This window comes from Streptomyces sp. NPDC025793 (assembly GCF_055558375.1).
This window is the reverse complement of record NZ_JBVHMR010000026.1, coordinates 59871-78270: the sequence shown is the minus strand read 5'-3', so window position 1 is coordinate 78270 and position 18400 is coordinate 59871. Positions and strand designations below refer to the sequence as shown.

At 72.9% G+C, this 18400-nt stretch carries 3 protein-coding genes; all 3 read left to right on the top strand.

Going from position 1 to position 18400, the window contains the following annotated elements; genetic code table 11:
* Positions 1-57: 57 nt before the first annotated feature.
* Positions 58-6195, top strand: a complete 6138-nt coding sequence (locus tag ACZ4MF_RS34825) for a type I polyketide synthase (RefSeq protein ID WP_467496445.1) — start codon at positions 58-60, stop codon at positions 6193-6195.
* A gap of 121 nt (positions 6196-6316) precedes the next feature.
* On the top strand, positions 6317-12280 hold the full coding sequence (locus tag ACZ4MF_RS34820; protein ID WP_467496443.1) for a beta-ketoacyl synthase N-terminal-like domain-containing protein: 5964 nt from the start codon (positions 6317-6319) through the stop codon (positions 12278-12280).
* 38 nt (positions 12281-12318) lie between these two features.
* Entirely contained in the window at positions 12319-18378 is a 6060-nt protein-coding gene (locus tag ACZ4MF_RS34815; RefSeq protein ID WP_467496441.1) for a beta-ketoacyl synthase N-terminal-like domain-containing protein, read from the top strand.
* Positions 18379-18400: the final 22 nt, after the last annotated feature.

Genomic DNA, 18400 nt, shown 5'->3' with positions numbered 1-18400 from the left:
CGAGCCGGAGCCCGTGCACGAGCCCGAGCGGCTCCTCACCACTGAAAGGAACACGACGTGGCGGACGACCGCATACGGCAGATGCTGAACAAGGTGACCGTCCAACTCCGCGAGGCCCGCGCCGCGTTGGAGGCCCGGCGCGAGCCCGTCGCGGTCGTCGCGATGAGCTGCCGCTACCCTGGCCGGGCCGACTCTCCGGAGAAACTCTGGCAGTTGGTCGCGGAAGGCGCCGACGTCATCGGTGACTTCCCGACCGACCGCCACTGGGACGGCCGTGACCTCTACTGCCCCGACCCGGACGCGCGCGGCGGCATCACTTCCTGCCGGGGCGGATTCCTCGACGACGTCGCCGGGTTCGACGCCGACTTCTTCGGGATCTCCCCGCGCGAGGCCCAGGCCATGGACCCGCAGCAGCGCCTCCTCCTCGAACTCGCCTGGGAGGGCTTCGAACGCGCCGGCATCGACCCGGACACCCTGCGCGGCAAGGACGTCGGCGTCTTCACCGGCATCAGCGCCACCGAGTACGGCGCCCGCTACGCAGGCACCCCGCACGACCTGGAGGGCTATCTCGGCACCGGCAAGGCGGGCAGCGTCGTCTCCGGGCGCCTCTCCTACGTCTTCGGCTTCGAGGGCCCGGCGCTCACCGTCGACACCGCCTGCTCCTCCTCCCTCGTCGCCCTGCACCTCGCCGTGCGGGCGCTGCGCGCGAGGGAGTGCCGGATGGCGCTGGCCGCCGGGGTCGCCGTCATCACCGAACCGGCCGTGTTCGTCGAGTTCTCCCGCCAGCGCGGTCTCGCCGCCGACGGCCGCTGCAAGGCTTTCGCGGCGGCGGCCGACGGCACCGGTTTCAGCGAGGGCGCAGGCCTCCTCGTCCTCGAACGCCTCAGCGACGCCCGGCGCCTCGGACACCGGGTCCTGGGCGTCGTACGCGGGACGGCCGTCAACCAGGACGGCGCCTCCAGCGGGCTCACCACACCCAACGGCCCATCCCAACAGCGCGTCATCCGGGCCGCGTTGAAGGACGCCGGGCTCGAACCAGCGGACGTCGACGCCGTCGAGGCGCACGGCACCGGCACCCGGCTCGGGGACCCGATCGAGGCGCAGGCGCTCCTCGCGACGTACGGGCAGGGCCGTGAACGGCCGCTGTGGCTGGGATCGGTCAAGTCCAACATCGGGCACTCGCAGGGCGCGGCGGGCATGGCCGGGGTCATCAAGACGCTGATGGCGATGCGGCACGGCGTCCTGCCCCGCACCCTGCACGTCGACGCGCCCACACCCGACGTGGACTGGTCGGCGGGCGCGGTCGAACTCCTCACCGAAGAACGCCCCTGGACCTCGGAAGTGCGCCGGGCGGCCGTCTCCGGGTTCGGCATGAGCGGCACGAACGCGCACGTCGTCCTGGAGTCGGCGCCCGACGACGAACCGCAGGCCACCGGGACGGCACCGGCCGTCACCCCCTGGATCGTCACCGGCCACAGCCCCGCCGCCGTCCGCGCCCAGGCCGCCGCCCTCCGGGACCACCTCGCCACCGCCCCCCGGCACCCGCAGCACCCCGAGGCGGCCCACACCCTCGCCACCCGCCGCGCCCTCCTCTCCCACCGGGCCGTCCTCACCCACCCCGACGAACTCGACGCGCTCGCGGCGGGCGACCTCGACGACCGCATCGAGCAGGGCAACGGCGGCGGCATCGCGTTCGTGTACACCGGCCAGGGCGCTCAGCACACCGGCATGGCCCGGGAGTTGTACCGCACCTACCCGGTCTTCGCGGAGACCTTCGACAAGGTCTGTGCCGAACTCGACACCCACCTCGGCCTCGGCATCGCCGACGCGGTCTTCGGCGACGAGCCGGCCCGCCTCGACGACACGGCCTTCGCGCAGGCCGGGCTCTTCGCCGTGGAGGTCTCCCTCCACCGGCTCCTCGAATCCTGGGACATCCGCCCCGACCTCCTCATCGGCCACTCCATCGGCGAACTCACCGCCGCCCACGTCGCCGGAGTCTGGTCCCTCACCGACGCCTGCGCCGTCGTCGCCGCCCGCGCCCGCGCGATGCGGGCACTGCCGCAGGGCGGGGCGATGAGTTCGATCGGCGCGTCCGAGGACGAGGTCACCGCGAGCTTCACCGACGGCGTCGTGATCGCCGCCGTCAACTCGCCGCGTTCCGTGGTGATTTCCGGCGACGAGGCGGAGGTGGAGGCGGTCACCGCCCACTGGGCCGCCCAGGGCGTCCGCGTGAAGCGCCTCAGCGTCTCCCACGCCTTCCACTCACCCCACATGGACGCCGCCCTCGCCCCCTTCCGCGCGGTGCTGGAGACGGTCACCGCCAACCCGCCGCGCATACCGGTCGTTTCGAACCGCACCGCCCGCCCCCTCACCGCCGCCGAAGCCGCCGACCCCGCCTACTGGACCGGCCACCTGCGCGGCACGGTCCGATTCGCCGACGGCATCGCGGAGCTGGAGCGCCAGGGCGTCACGACCTACGTCGAGGTCGGCCCCGGCGGCGGCCTCGCCTCCCTCATCCCCGACTCGCTCACCCGTCCCACCGCAGCCGCCGTCCCGCTCCTGCGCAAGGGCAGGCCGGAGGCGGTCACCACGGTCACCGGCGTCGGACGGCTCGTCGCCCGGGGCCACGACGTCCGCCTCGACGCCCTGTTCACCGGCGTCGGCCACACCGACCTCCCGACCTACGCCTTCCAGCGCCGCCCCTACTGGCTCGGCGACCCGCCCGGCGCCGCCCGCGCGGACCGCCTCGGCCTCGACACGACCGGACACCCGCTGCTCGGCGTGAGCGTGCCGCTGCCGGACGCCGGGGACGTCATGCTCGCGGGCCGCGTCTCCCTCACGGACCAGCCCTGGCTGGCCGGGCACCGGGTCTTCGACCGGGTCCTCCTCCCGGGCGCCGCCCTCGCGGAACTCGCGGTGCGCGCGGCCGACGAGGCGGACGCCGGGGACGTCGAGGAACTCGTCCTGCACGCGCCGCTGGTGCTGCCCGAGGAGGGTGGCGTACGGCTCAGGGCGATCGTCAGCGGGAGCGAGCTGCGGATCCAGGCGCGTCCGGAGGTGCCGGGTGCGCCTTGGACGACGCATGCGACAGGGACACTGGGACAAGCGGACAAGCGGAGAATCACACCCACATCAACACCGGCATCGGCACTGGCACCGGCATCAGCACCGGCACCCGCCTGGCCCCCCACCGGCTCCGACTCCCTCGCCGCCCAAAACGTCTACCAGGCCCTCCGCGCCGTTGGCGTCGACTACGGCCCCGCCTTCCGAGCCCTCCGCGCCGTCTGGCGCAAACAGGACGAGGTCTACGCCGAAGTCGAACTCCCCGCCGAAGCCGGCCCCGCCGACCAGGGCTACGGCATCCACCCCGCCCTCCTCGACGCCTGCCTCCACGCCCTGCGGTTCAGCGGATTCCTCGACGCCGACGCCGCTTTCGTCCCCTTCGCCTTCGCCGGGGTCCGCCTGCACGCCTCCGGTGCCCGCGCCCTGCGCGTCACCCTCACCCACCTGGGCGGCTCCGCCGTCCGCCTGCGCCTCACCGACCCCGAGGGCGCCCCCGTCGCCGACGTCGACTCGCTGACCGTCCGCAAGGTCACCGGGGACCGTCTCGTCGCCCGCGACCCCGCGCTGGACGCGCTGTACCGGCTCGACTGGACGCCGCTGACCACGCCGAAGGACGTGCCGGACGAGTCGTGGACACTCCTCGGGGACGACCGCCACGGCACCGGGCTGCCGCAGGGGACCGGCGGCGACACCGTCGTCTGGTCACCGCCCGAAGGGACCCCGTACGAAGCCACCGCAGCCGCCCTCGACGTGCTCAAGCGGCACTCCGGACGGCTCCTGGTGCTCACGCGCGGGGCGGTCGGGGACGACCTCGGGGCCGCCGCCGTGCACGGGCTCGTCGGATCGGCGCAGTCGGAGAACCCGGGCCGGATCGTCCTCGTCGACATTGCCGAGGACACCCCGCTGGAGTTGGTGCGCGCCGCCGTCGCGACCGGAGAACCCCGTACCGCGCTGCGCGACGGACAGATCCTCGCCCCCCGCCTCGCCCGCTACAGCGCGCTGGACCCGCTGCCCGCCGAGCCCGCTTGGCGGCTCGGCATGACCGGCACCGGGACCGTGGAGAACTTGCGGATCGTGCCGTGCCCGGACGTGCTGGAGCCGCTCGGCGCCGGGGAGGTGCGGATCGGGGTGCGGGCGGCCGGGCTGAACTTCCGGGACGTGTTCACCGTCCTCGGCATGTTCCCCAGCATCACCGGCATGCTCGGCGGCGAGGCGGCCGGCGTCGTCACCGAGGTCGGCGCCGACGTCACCGACCTCAAGCCGGGCGACCGGGTCACGGGGCTCGTCTTCGGCGGGTTCGGGCCCGTGGCCGTCGCCGACCGGCGGATGGTCGTCCCCTTCCCGGACGACTGGACGTTCGCGCAGGCCGCCGCCGTCCCCCTGGTCTACCTGACCGCCTACCACGCGCTGATCGACCTCGCCGCCGTCCGGCCCGGCGAGCGCGTCCTCGTCCACGCGGCGGCCGGCGGCGTCGGCACCGCCGCGACCCAGCTCGCCCACCACCTCGGCGCCGAGGTCTACGGCACCGCGCACCCCGCGAAATGGGACACCCTGCGTGCCGCCGGAATCCCGGACGAGCGGATCGCGTCGTCCCGCGACACGGAGTTCGGCAACCGCTTCGCCCAGGTGGACGTCGTCCTCAACTCGCTGACCGGCGAATTCGTCGACACCTCGCTGCGGCTGCTGCGCGACGGCGGACGGTTCCTGGAGATGGGCAAGGTCGACATCCGCGACAGCGCGCCGAAGGGCGTGCGGTACCGGGCGTTCGACGTGCTCGACGCGGGGGAGGACCGCATCCAGCGCATGCTGGTCGAGCTGATGGCCCTGTTCGACGCGGGCGCCCTCACCCTGCCGCGCGTTACGACGTGGGACGTGCACCGGGCCCCCGCGGCGTTCCGGCACCTGCGCGAGGCCCGGCACACCGGCAAGGTCGTCCTCACCGTCCCGCGCCCCCTCGACGGCACCGTCCTGATCACCGGCGGCACCGGAGACCTCGGCGCGCTCACCGCCCGCCACCTCGCGGCAGAGCGAGGGGTGCGACAGCTCGTGCTGACCTCCCGAAGGGGCGCCGACGACCTCGGAGCAGCCGAACTCGTCGAAGAACTCGGGGACTTGGGCGCCGAGACGCGGATCGTCGCCTGCGACGTCGCCGACCGGGAACAGGTGCGCGCGCTGCTCGCGACCATCCCGGACCTGACCGGCGTCGTCCACACCGCAGGCGTCGTCGAGGACGGCGTCGTCGCCTCCCTCACCCCCGGGCAACTGCACCGCGTCCTCGCACCCAAGGCGGACGCGGCCCTCCACCTGCACGAACTCACCGGAGACCTCGCCCTGTTCGCCCTGTTCTCCTCGGCCGCCGCCGTCCTCGGCGGCCCCGGGCAGGGCAACTACGCCGCCGCCAACGCCGTCCTCGACGCCCTCGCCGCGAGGCGCCGTGTGCAGGGGCTCGCGGCGACCTCGCTGGCCTGGGGGCTGTGGCGGCAGGACGGCGGGATCACCGGGCACCTCGGGGAGGCCGACCTTGCGCGGATGGCGCGGATCGGGATGCGCCCGCTGGAACGGGCCGAGGGAATGGCGCTGTTCGACCACGCGACCCTGACGGACGAGGCGCTGTACCTGCCGGTGAAACTGGACCTCGGTGCCCTCGACGCGGCGCCTCCCGCGCTGGCGGACCTGGTCCGTCGCGCACCACGGCCCACCGCCGCCGCCTCCACCGGCGACGCGCTCCCCGCTCGGCTCGCCGGACTCGCGCCAGCAGCCGCTCTCCGGGAGACCACCGACCTCGTCCGCAGGCACACGGCGGCCGTGCTCGGTAGGGACCGCGCCGAGGGTGTCGACGGAGTCCCGCCCGAGCGGCCGTTCAGCGAACTCGGCTTCGACTCCCTCACCGCCGTCGAACTGCGCAACCGGCTCGCCCAGGACGCCGGGCTGCGGCTGTCCGCGACCGTCGTCTTCGACCACCCGACACCGGAGGCGCTCGCACGCCACCTTGTCGCGGAACTCCTGGGTGAGCCCGAGACCCCGGACGACGAGCCGGACAGCGACATCGACGACACCGGCGGCATCGACGACATGGACGCGAGCGAACTGATCCGCCGGGCGCTCGGCACCTCGCACGACCCCCTGGACTGACACTCTGTCAGCCCAATTCGCGGCCAGTGCCCACTCCGTGGACCCGCCCCATAAAAAACGCCCCCGCACCCCGCCTAACCTGCGGCTCAGATGTCCGGCCCGCAGCCCGGAGGAGACCCGAATGGCTGAATCCCACGAGGAACTGGTGACCGCGCTGCGCGCTTCTCTCAAGGAGAACGAGCGGCTCGCGCGGCGCGTGCGCACGGCGACCGAGCCCGTCGCCATCGTGGGCATGGGGTGCCGGTTCCCCGGAGGTGTCGGCTCGCCCGAGGCCCTGTGGAGGCTCGTCGAGGAGGGCCGCGACACCGTCGGCGGCTTCCCCACGGACCGGGGCTGGCCGCTGGACACCCTCTTCGACCCCGACCCGGATACCCCCGGCACCTCCACCGTCGACCGGGGCAGCTTCCTGACGGCCGCCGCCCACTTCGACGCGAGCCTCTTCGGGATCTCCCCGCGCGAGGCCCTCGCCATGGACCCCCAGCAGCGGGTGCTCCTGGAGACCGCGTGGGAGACCTTCGAACACGCCGGCATCGACCCGGCCGGCCTGCGCGGCAGCCGCACCGGCGTCTACGTCGGCGTCTCCGGACAGGACTACGACCGCGACGCCCGCCACGGCGACACCCGCGTCGAGGGCCTCCTCCTCACCGGCAACACCCCGAGCGTCGCCTCCGGCCGCATCGCCTACGTCTTCGGCCTCGAAGGCCCCGCCGTATCCGTCGACACCGCCTGCTCCTCCTCCCTCGTCGCCCTCCACCACGCGATCCGCGCCCTGCGGGCCGGCGAGTGCACGATGGCCCTGGTCGGCGGCGTCACCATCCTCACCTCGCCCCACCTCTTCGTGGAGTTCTCCCGCCAGCGGGGCCTGGCCCCCGACGGCCGCTGCAAGTCCTTCTCGGACGACGCCGACGGCACCGGCTGGTCCGAGGGCGCCGGCCTCCTCCTGGTCGAACGCCTCTCCGACGCCCGCCGCAACGGCCACCGCGTCCTCGCCGTGATCCGGGGCTCCGCCGTCAACCAGGACGGCGCCTCCAACGGCCTCACCGCACCCAACGGCCCCTCCCAACAGCGCGTCATCCGCGCTGCGTTGAAGGACGCCGGGCTCGAACCGGCCGACGTCGACACCGTCGAGGCCCACGGCACGGGCACCGCCCTCGGCGACCCCATCGAGGCACAGGCCGTCCTCGCGACCTACGGCCAGGACCGGGAACGCCCGCTGCTCCTCGGCTCGATCAAGTCCAACCTGGGCCACACCCAGGCCGCCGCCGGGGTCGCCGGGATCATCAAGACCGTCGAGGCCATGCGGCACGGCACCCTGCCCGCCTCCCTCAACGTCACTCGCCCCTCGGCACGCGTCGACTGGACGGCCGGGGCCGTCGAACTGGTCACGGAGAAGCGCGCCTGGCCCTCAACGGACCGCCCGCGCCGGGGCGCCGTCTCCTCGTTCGGCGTGAGCGGCACCAACGCCCACGTGATCCTGGAGGAAGCCCCCGCCGAGAAGCGCGACTCCACCGACCCCGGGCTCGTCCCCTGGATCGTCACCGGCAAGACCGCCCAGGCCCTGCGCGACCAGCTCGACCGACTGCGCGCCTTCACCGCCGCCCACCCGTCCGTACCGGTCGCGGAGATCGGCCACACCCTCGCCGCCGGCCGCACCCACCTCGACCACCGCGCGGTGTACCTGGGCCGCGAGCACGCTGACTTCACGCTCGCTGCGAAGGACACGGCACCCGCTGCCTCTGGCCGACGCCTCGCTGTGTTGTTCGGCGGCCAGGGCTCCCAACGCCCCGGTATGGGCGCGGAGTTGTACGACCGGTTCCCCGTCTTCGCGGAGACGTACGACCGGGTGACGACACTGCTCGGCCTCCCGCGCGAGCCGGAAGACCTGCACCGAACGGGCGTCGCCCAACCGGCACTGTTCGCGCTGGAAGTCGCCCTGTACGAGCTGGTGTCGTCCCTGGGCGTCAGACCGGACGTCGTCGGCGGGCACTCGCTCGGCGAGTTGGCCGCCGCCTACGCGGCCGGTGTGTGGTCGCTGGAGGACGCGTGCCGGATCGTCGCGGCCCGCGCCCGTCTGATGGACGGCCTGCCCGAGGGCGGCGCAATGGCCTCGGTGGCGACCTCCGAGGTGGACGCGCTGCTCGCGGACGGCGTCGAGGTCGGAGCGGTCAACTCGCCGTGCTCCGTGGTGATATCGGGCGAGGAGGCGGCCGTCTCGGACGCGCTGGAGAAGGCCGAGGAGCGCGGCTGGAAGGCGACCCGCCTCAAGGTCTCCCACGCCTTCCACAGCGCCCGCATGGAGCCGGTACTCGCGCAGTTCCGTACCGTCCTCGACCAAGTCACCTTCCACCAGTTCCAGTTGACGGGTCTCTCCAACGTCACCGGCGGCCTCGCCGACCGCTGGACCGACCCCGCCTACTGGGTCGACCACCTGCGCCACACGGTCCGCTTCGCCGACAACGTCATGACCCTCGCCGAGCAGGGTGTCACCGCCGTCCTCGAACTCGGCGCCGACTCCATCCTCACCACCCAGGCGGGCCTCGCCACCCGCCCCCCGGCCTGCGCGGTCGCCGCCCTCCGCAAGGACCGCGACGAACCCACGACGCTCCTCACGGCCCTGGGCGAACTGTTCACGCACGGCATCCCCGTCGACTGGACCCCCCTGTTCGAGGGAGTCGCCCGCGCCGAACTGCCCACCTACGCCTTCCAGCACGCCCACTACTGGCTCACGGACACCCCCCACGGCCTCCCCGCCACCACCCACCCGCTGCTCGGCGCGACCGTCGACACCCCGGGCGGCGACACCGTCCTCACCGGCGTCCTCTCCGCCGCCGAGCGGCCCTGGCTGGCCGACCACCGCGTCTTCGGCGGCATCGTCGTTCCGGGCACCGCCTTGGTGGACCTCGCACTGCACGCCGGGGCGGGGCTCGACGAACTCGTCCTGCACGCGCCGCTGTCGCTGCCCGAACCCGGCGCGGGAAAGTCGGAGTTGAGGGTCGTCGTCGGTGAGAGCGGCGAGGTCACCGTCCACTCCCGCGCCGACAGATCGTGGACCGTCCACGCTTCCGGCAAGCTGAGCGACAGCACGCAACCCCGCCCGGAGCCCGCCGGCGTCTGGCCGCCCGAAGGCGCCGAGCCGGTCGAACTGGAGGGCGCGTACGACACGCTCGCCGCGCAGGGGCTGGGATATGGGCCGACGTTCCGTGGCCTCACCGCCGCCTGGTGCCGGGACGGCGAGGTCTTCGCCGAGGTGACCCTGCCCGGCGGCGACCCCGGCTCCGTCGCCGGGTACGGGGTGCACCCCGCGCTCTTCGACGCCGTGCTGCACGCCACCAAGTACTGCTTCGACGACGCCGACACCGGGCGGACGATGCTGCCCTTCGCCTGGTCCGGCGTACGCCTGTGGGCCACGGGTGCGGTGTCGGTGCGCGCCCGGATCACGGCGGTCGGCCCCGACGCCGTGTCCCTCGACCTGACGGACACCGACGGACAGGCCGTGCTCTCCGTCGAACGGCTGGCCCTGCGGTCCGCGTCGGCCGGTGAACTCGCGGCGGCGGACAGCGAGTTGCCGCTGTACCGGACGGAGTGGGTGCGGGTCGAAGCGGCGGACTCCGAGAGGGAGTTCAGCGAGTGGGAGGTGCCCGAGGGGTGGGGTCCGGCGGAAGTGCTGCCGGTGGTGCGGGAGTTCGTGACGGACGTGTCGCGGGTGGACTTCGTGCTGGTGATCGTGGGGCGGGGTGCGGCGTCGGTGGAGGGGGAAGCAGTCGATCCGGTGATGGCGGGGGTGTGGGGGCTGGTGCGGTCGGCCCAGTCCGAGCACCCCGGGCGGATCGTGCTGGTGGACTCCGACGGCGGTGTCCCGGAGGGGGTCGCCGGACTTGGCGAGCCGCAACTTGCGCTGCGGAGAGGCAAGTTGTTTGCGCCTCGGGTCGTCTCGGCTGTGGACGAAGAGCTGTTGGCGCCGCTGGACGGCGGCTGGCGGGTCGGCGTGGGGGAGCGGGGTGCCGTTTCCGGACTCGCCGTGGAAAGCGCTGAACGTGTGGAGTTGGCGCCCGGTGAGATCCGGGTCTCCGTGCGGGCTGCCGGGGTCAACTTCCGTGACGTGCTGAACGTGTTGGGGATGTACCCGGGAGACCCCGGGCTGCCCGGACTGGAAGCGGCCGGTGTCGTCGTCGAGGTCGGTCGAGGTGTCACCGGGATCGCCGTCGGGGACCGGGTCATGGGGCTGGCCACCGGGTCGTTCGGACCCGAGGTCGTCTCCGACTTCCGCACCTGGAGCCGGATTCCGGACGGCTGGACGTTCGCGCAGGCGGCGTCGGTGCCGTTGGCGTTCCTCACGGCCTGGTACGGGCTGTTGGATCTGGGTGGGCTGAAGTCCGGTGAAAGGGTGCTGATTCACTCCGCTGCGGGCGGGGTGGGGATGGCTGCTGTGCAGTTGGCTCAGCATGCGGGTGCCGAGGTGTTCGGGTCGGCGAGTCCGGCGAAGCAGCATGCGGTGCAGTTGGATGCCGAGCACTTGGGGTCGTCGCGGGACACCGGGTTCGGGTCGGCGTTTCCTCAGGTCGATGTCGTACTCAACTCCCTCGCCGGGGAGTTCATCGACGCCTCGTTCAAGTTGCTCGCCCCGGGCGGGCGATTCATTGAGATGGGCAAGACCGACCTCCGGGAGCCCGAGGGCGTGGTCTACCGCGCCTTCGACCTGATCGAGGCCGGGCCCCGGCGCATCCAGGAGATGTTCGGCGAGCTGAAGAAGCTGTTCGACGAAGGCGCCCTGGAGCCGCTTCCGGTGTCCTGCTGGGACGTCCGCGAGGCCGTCTCCGCCTTCCGGTACATGAGCCAGGCCCGGCATGTGGGCAAGGTGGTGCTGACCGTCCCGCGCGACAGCGGCGGCACGGTCCTGGTGACCGGCGGTCACGGGGGTGTGGGTGCGGAGGTCGTCCGGCACCTCACGGACGCGGGCCACAAGGTGGTCGTGGCATCTCGCAGTGAGGGTGTGGATGTCGCGGATGCCGAGCAGGTGCGGGCGCTCGTCGATTTCATCCCTGATCTGGTGGGTGTCGTCCATGCGGCGGGTGTTCTGGACGATGGTGTCGTCACGGAGTTGACGCCCGAGCGGATCGAAGGAGTCTGGGCGGCGAAGGCGCTCGGAGCCTCAGTGCTGGACGAAGCGACACGCGACCACGACCTTGCCTTCTTCACCGTGTTCTCCTCGGCCGCCGGCGTGTTCGGCGCCCCGGGCCAGGGCGCCTACGCCGCCGCGAACGCCGCCGCGGACGCGGTGGTTGCCGAACGGCGCAGGCTGGGCCTCCCCGGTCAGGCCCTGTCCTGGGGCCTGTGGTCCGGCACGGGCATGGCCGCCGGCCTCACCGACGCCGAAGTCCGCCGCCTGGCCGACTCCGGCTTCCCGCCCCTCCCCGTCGACCGCGCCCTGAAGCTGCTGGACGCCTCGATGCGGCACCCCGCCGCCCACCTCATCCCCCTCACCATCACGCCCCGCAGGGCCGACGGCGTCGTACCGGCGCTGCTGCGAGAGGTGCAGGGAGCGGTGGCGCCCCGGCGTGCCGTGGCCGTGGTGGCGCAGGCACCCGTCGGGCTCGCGGAGCTTCCCCCGGCCCAACAGCTGCACAAGTTGACGGAGTTGGTGGCCGCGCACACGGCGGCCGTGCTCGGGTACGGCGGGGCGGCCGGGGTCGATCCGGGGGCGTCGTTCACGGAGCTGGGGCTCGACTCTCTGACCGGCGTGGAACTGCGCAACCGGCTGGGGGCCGCGACCGGGCTGACGCTGCCCGCCACCCTGACCTTCGACCGGCCGACGTGCCGGGACGCCGCCGAGTACCTCGCCGGACTGCTGGCACCCGCCGCCGCCCGGCCCAAAGACCTCCTCGCGGACATCGAGCGGGTCGGCGCCGAACTCGGGGCCCTGGCCCCGGAGGACGGCGTGCGCCGGGCCGCCGTCGCCCGCCTCCTGGGCCTGCTCACCGCACTCGACACCACCGTCTCCGACGACGACCGGTCGGTCTCCGAACGCCTCTCCTCGGGCTCCGACGACGACATCTTCGACTTCATCGACCGGCAGCTCGGCGTCTGAGCCACGCCGCAGGTACTGCACAAGGAAATGGCGGAACCATGGACGAGACCACGAAGCTGCGTGACTACCTCAAGCGAGTGACCGGTGAACTGCACCGCACCCGTGGCCTCGTGCGCGACCTGACGGAGCGCGACCGCGAGCCGATCGCGATCGTCGGCATGGGCTGCCGTTTCCCGGGAAGCACCAACTCCCCCCAGGAACTCTGGGAGTTCGTCACCGGCCACGGCCACGCCCTCGGCCCCTTCCCGGACGACCGGGGCTGGGACGCCGAGGCCCTCTACGACCCCGACCCGACCGCTTCCGGCAAGACGTACCTGTGCCAGGGCGGATTCATCGACGACGCCGGCGACTTCGACGCCGGGCTCTTCGGGATCTCCCCGCGCGAGGCCCTCGCCATGGACCCCCAGCAGCGCGTCCTGCTGGAGACCGCCTGGGAGGCCGTCGAGCAGGCCGGCATCGACGGCGCCCGCCTGCGCGGCTCCGCCACCGGCGTGTTCATCGGAGCCTCCGCCCAGGACTACGACCGCGACGCCCGCTCCGGGCACAAGGACGTCGAGGGCTACCTCCTCACCGGCAACACCCCGAGCGTCGCCTCCGGCCGCATCTCCTACTCCCTCGGCCTCGAAGGCCCCGCCCTCACCGTCGACACCGCCTGCTCCTCCGCCCTCGTCGCCCTCCACCTGGCCGTGCGCTCTCTGCGCGCCGGGGAGTGCTCGATGGCCCTGTCCGGCGGCGTCTCCGTCATCGCCAGCCCCGCGATCTTCCTGGAGTTCTCCCGCCAGCGGGGCCTAGCTCCCGACGGCCGCTGCAAGTCCTTCTCGGACGACGCCGACGGCACCGTCTGGGCGGAGGGCGCCGGCGTTCTCGTCCTCGAACGCCTCAGCGACGCCCAGCGCAACGGGCGGCGCATCCTCGCCGTGATCCGGGGGACGGCCGTCAACCAGGACGGCGCCTCCAACGGCCTCACCGCGCCCAACGGACCCGCGCAGGAACGCGTCATCCACGCCGCCCTCGCCGACGCCCGGCTCACCACCGCAGACGTCGACGCCGTCGAGGCCCACGGCACCGGGACCTCCCTCGGCGACCCGATCGAGGCGCAGGCCATGCTGGCGACGTACGGGGCCGGGCGGTCCGCCGAGGAGCCGGTGTGGCTCGGGTCGGTCAAGTCGAACATCGGGCACGCCCAGACCGCCTCCGGGGTCGCGGGCGTCATCAAGATGGTCATGGCGCTGCGCGAGGGCCTGCTGCCCCGCACCCTGCACGTCTCGCGGCCCTCCAGCCACGTCGACTGGAGCAGCGGCGCGGTGTCCCTGCTCACCGAGGACACGCCCTGGCCCGAGACCGGGCGCGCACGCCGGGGCGCGGTGTCGTCGTTCGGGGTCAGCGGGACCAATGCGCACATCGTGCTGGAACAGGCACCGGACGCCGAACTCCCCGCCAAGGGCGACACCGGGCCGGTGCCGTGGGTGCTGTCCGGCAAGACACCGCAGGCGCTGCGTCAACAGGCCGAGCAGCTATGGGAGTTCGTCGCCGAGCACCCCGAGGTGCCGGTCGGTGACATCGGCTACACCCTGGCCGTCGGCCGCACCCACCTCGACCACCGCGCGGTGTACCTGGGCCGCGAGCACGCCGACTTCACGCTCGCCGCGAAGGCGACGACACCCGCTGTCTCCGGTCGGCGCCTCGCGTTCCTGTTCGGCGGCCAGGGCTCCCAACACCCCGGTATGGGCGCGGAGTTGTACGACCGGTTCCCCGGCTTCGCGGAGACGTACGACCGGGCGGCGGAACAACTCGGGCTCCCGCGTGAGTCAAAAGACCTGCACCGAACAGGTGTCGCCCAGCCGGCGCTGTTCGCGCTGGAGGTCGCCCTGTACGAGCTGGTGTCGTCGTTCGGCATCAAAGCGGACGTCGTCGGCGGGCACTCGCTGGGCGAGTACGCCGCCGCCTACGCGGCCGGTGTGTGGTCGCTGGAGGACGCGTGCCGGATCGTCGCGGCCCGCGCCCGCCTGATGGACGGGCTGCCCGAGGGCGGCGCCATGGCCTCCGTCACGGCTGAACGCGCCCAGGTAGAGGCGCTGTTGACTGACGGCGTCGAGATCGCCGCCGTCAACGCCGCCTCCTCCGTCGTGATCTCCGGTGACGAGGCGGCGGTCGCCGCAGTCGTCGAGCAAGCGCGCGAGCGCGACTGGAAGGCGACCCGCCTCAAGGTCTCCCACGCCTTCCACAGCGCCCGCATGGAGCCGGTGCTCGAAGAGTTCCGTGCCGTTCTGGACGACGTCACCTTCATGGGCCCCGAACTGCTCGGCCTCTCCAACGTCACCGGCGGTCTCGCCGACCGCTGGACCGACCCCGCGTACTGGGTCGACCACCTCCGCCACGCCGTCCTGTTCGCGGACAACGTCGCCACCCTCGCCGACCAAGGCGTCACCGCCGTCCTCGAACTCGGCGCCGACTCCACCCTCGCCACCCAGGTCGGCCTGGCTCCCCACGCCCCGGCCTGCACGGTGGCCACCCTCCGCAAGGACCGCGACGAACCGACCACCCTCCTCACCGCGCTCGGCGAACTCCACTGCCACGGCGTCACGGTGGACTGGTCCCCCCTCTTCCCGGGCGCCGAACTGGTCGACCTGCCCACCTACGCCTTCCAGCGCGACCACTACTGGCTCGCCATCCCCGCCACGACCGCCGACGCCCGCGCCCTCGGCGTCACCGCCGCCGGTCACCCGGTCCTGAGCACGGCCGTCGAACTCCCCGACACCGACGGCGTCGTCCTCACCGGGCGCCTCGCCCTCGACACCCACCCCTGGCTCGGAGACCACCGCGTCCTCGACCAGGTCGTGGTCCCCGGCGCCGCCCTCGTCGAGATGGCGATCCGGGCCGGCGACGAGGTCGGCTGCGGAACGCTGGAGGAGCTGATCGCGTACGTGCCCCTCGTCCTCGCAGAGCACGGCGCGACCCAGCTCCGGCTGACGGTCGGCGCGGCTCAAGAGGGCACCGGGGACCGGCCGTTCACGCTGTACTCGCGCCGCGAGTCCGGCGGCGACGGCACCTGGACCGCCCACGTCACCGGCGTGCTTTCCAGCGCCGACCAGACCGAGGAGACCCTCGCCCTGGCCACCGGCCTGGCCCGCGTCGGCGGAGAGACTCTGGACATCAGCGGCGAGTACGCCCGCTACACCCGCAAGGGGCTGCTATACGGCCCCGTCTTCCAGGGCCTGAAGGCGATCCGGCGCAAGCGCGGCCAGGTCGTCACCGATATCGAACTGCCCGCCACGGAGCACGAGCGTGCCGCCACCTTCGGCATCCACCCCGCGCTCCTCGACAGCGTCCTGCACGCGTTGGGCAAGCTCCTCCCCGGAGGAGAGATTCCCCGCCTGCCCTATTCGTGGAACAGAGTCGTCCTGCACGCCGCCGGGGCGACCGCCGTGCGCGCCCGTATCACGAAGCACGGCGACAACACCGTCTCCATCATGGCGGTCGACCGCGAGGGCGAGCCCGTGCTCTCCGTCGACCGGCTCACCCTGCGCGAGATGGCGCCGGCGACCGTCGTGGCGGCGCCGGCCGAATCTGCGGCCTCGTCGCTGTACCGAGTGGAGTGGGTGCCCGTCACCACCCCGGCCGACGAGGTCGAGCACGCCGAGTGGCAGGTGCCGGACGGCGTCCGGGTCGCCGACGCGCTCGCCGTCGTGCAGGAGTTCCTGAGTGGGGACGGCAAGGTGCTCGTCGTGACCGGGCGCGGCTCGGACACCGATCCGGCGGTCGCCGGGGTGTGGGGGCTCCTGCGGTCGGCCCAGTCGGAGCACCCCGGGCGGATCGTGCTCGTGGACTCCGACGCAGGCGCGGTGACAGGGGCCGCCGGGCTCGGTGAACCGCAACTGCGGCTTCGAGGCGGCGAGTTGTTCGCGGCCCGGGTGGTCCCGATCGCCGGTGACGAAGTTCTGGAGGTGCCCGCCGAGGGTGTCTGGCGGGTCGGGATCGGGGAGCGCGGAGCCGTCACCGGGCTGGCCGTCTCCACGCTGGAGCGGGTTGCGCTGGGGCCCGGTGAGATCCGGGTCTCCGTGCGGGCTGCCGGGGTCAACTTCCGTGACGTGCTGAACGTGTTGGGGATGTACCCGGGAGACCCCGGGCTGCCCGGACTGGAAGCGGCCGGTGTCGTCGTCGAGGTCGGTCGAGGTGTCACCGGGATCGCCGTCGGGGACCGGGTCATGGGGCTGGCCACCGGGTCGTTCGGACCCGAGGTCGTCTCCGACTTCCGCACCTGGAGCCGGATTCCGGACGGCTGGACGTTCGCGCAGGCGGCGTCGGTGCCGTTGGCGTTCCTCACGGCCTGGTACGGGCTGTTGGATCTGGGTGGGCTGAAGTCCGGTGAAAGGGTGCTGATTCACTCCGCTGCGGGCGGGGTGGGGATGGCTGCTGTGCAGTTGGCTCAGCATGCGGGTGCCGAGGTGTTCGGGACGGCGAGTCCGGCGAAGCAGCATGCGGTGCCGTTGGATGCCGAGCACTTGGGGTCGTCGCGGGACACCGGGTTCGGGTCGGCGTTTCCTCAGGTCGATGTCGTACTCAACTCCCTCGCCGGGGAGTTCATCGACGCCTCGTTCAAGTTGCTCGCCCCGGGCGGGCGATTCATTGAGATGGGCAAGACCGACCTCCGGGAGCCCGAGGGCGTGGTCTACCGCGCCTTCGACCTGATCGAGGCCGGGCCCCGGCGCATCCAGGAGATGTTCGGCGAGCTGAAGAAGCTGTTCGACGAAGGCGCCCTGGAGCCGCTTCCGGTGTCCTGCTGGGACGTCCGCGAGGCCGTCTCCGCCTTCCGGTACATGAGCCAGGCCCGGCATGTGGGCAAGGTGGTGCTGACCGTCCCGCGCGACAGCGGCGGCACGGTCCTGGTGACCGGCGGTCACGGGGGTGTGGGTGCGGAGGTCGTCCGGCACCTCACGGACGCGGGCCACAAGGTGGTCGTGGCATCTCGCAGTGAGGGTGTGGATGTCGCGGATGCCGAGCAGGTGCGGGCGCTCGTCGATTTCATCCCTGATCTGGTGGGTGTCGTCCATGCGGCGGGTGTTCTGGACGATGGTGTCGTCACGGAGTTGACGCCCGAGCGGATCGAAGGAGTCTGGGCGGCGAAGGCGCTCGGAGCCTCAGTGCTGGACGAAGCGACACGCGACCACGACCTTGCCTTCTTCACCGTGTTCTCCTCGGCCGCCGGCGTGTTCGGCGCCCCGGGCCAGGGCGCCTACGCCGCCGCGAACGCCGCCGCGGACGCGGTGGTTGCCGAACGGCGCAGGCTGGGCCTCCCCGGTCAGGCCCTGTCCTGGGGCCTGTGGTCCGGTACGGGCATGGCCGCCGGCCTCACCGACGCCGAAGTCCGCCGCCTGGCCGACTCCGGCTTCCCGCCCCTGCCCGTGGGCAAGGCGCTGACCCTGTTCGACGCCGCTCTGAACCACCCGGCCGCCCACCTCGTCCCCCTCACGATCGACACCGGCAAGCTGCCCCGCCCACTGCCGCCCCTGCTCGCCGGGCTCGAACGGCCCGCAGCGCGCAGGTCCGTGAGTGTGGCGCCGCCGCGTACGGACACCGCGTCGCTGCTCGGGACGCTGGAGGCGATGAGCCCGCCAGAGCGGCTGGAGCACCTGACCGACCTGGTCGTCCGCAGCGCGTGTGCGGTGCTCGGGCACACCGACCCGGGGCGGGTACAGGCCGAACAGCCCTTCACTGACCTCGGTTTCGACTCGCTGACCGCCGTCGAACTGCGCAACCGGCTCGGCGCGGCGACCGGGCTCACGCTGTCCGCGACCGTCACCTTCGACCACCCCACCCCCCGGGCCGTCGGCCGGCACCTGCTGGACGCCCTCGGCTCGGACGGCCCCGGCTCATCCGCCGCGCTCTTCGGTCAACTCGACCGGATGGAAACCACGTTGGCGGACGCACACCTGGACGACGAAGACCGCACGGCGGCCGTGAACCGGCTGCGGTCGCTCGCCGCACGGCTGGAGGCGGCGGCCAAGCCCGCCGCCGGCGCGGGGATCGGCGAACAGCTCGCCGACGCCTCGGCCGACGAACTCGTCGCCCTCCTCAGCAAGGAATTCGGGATCTCCTGACCCCGGCACTCATCGTCAAGCC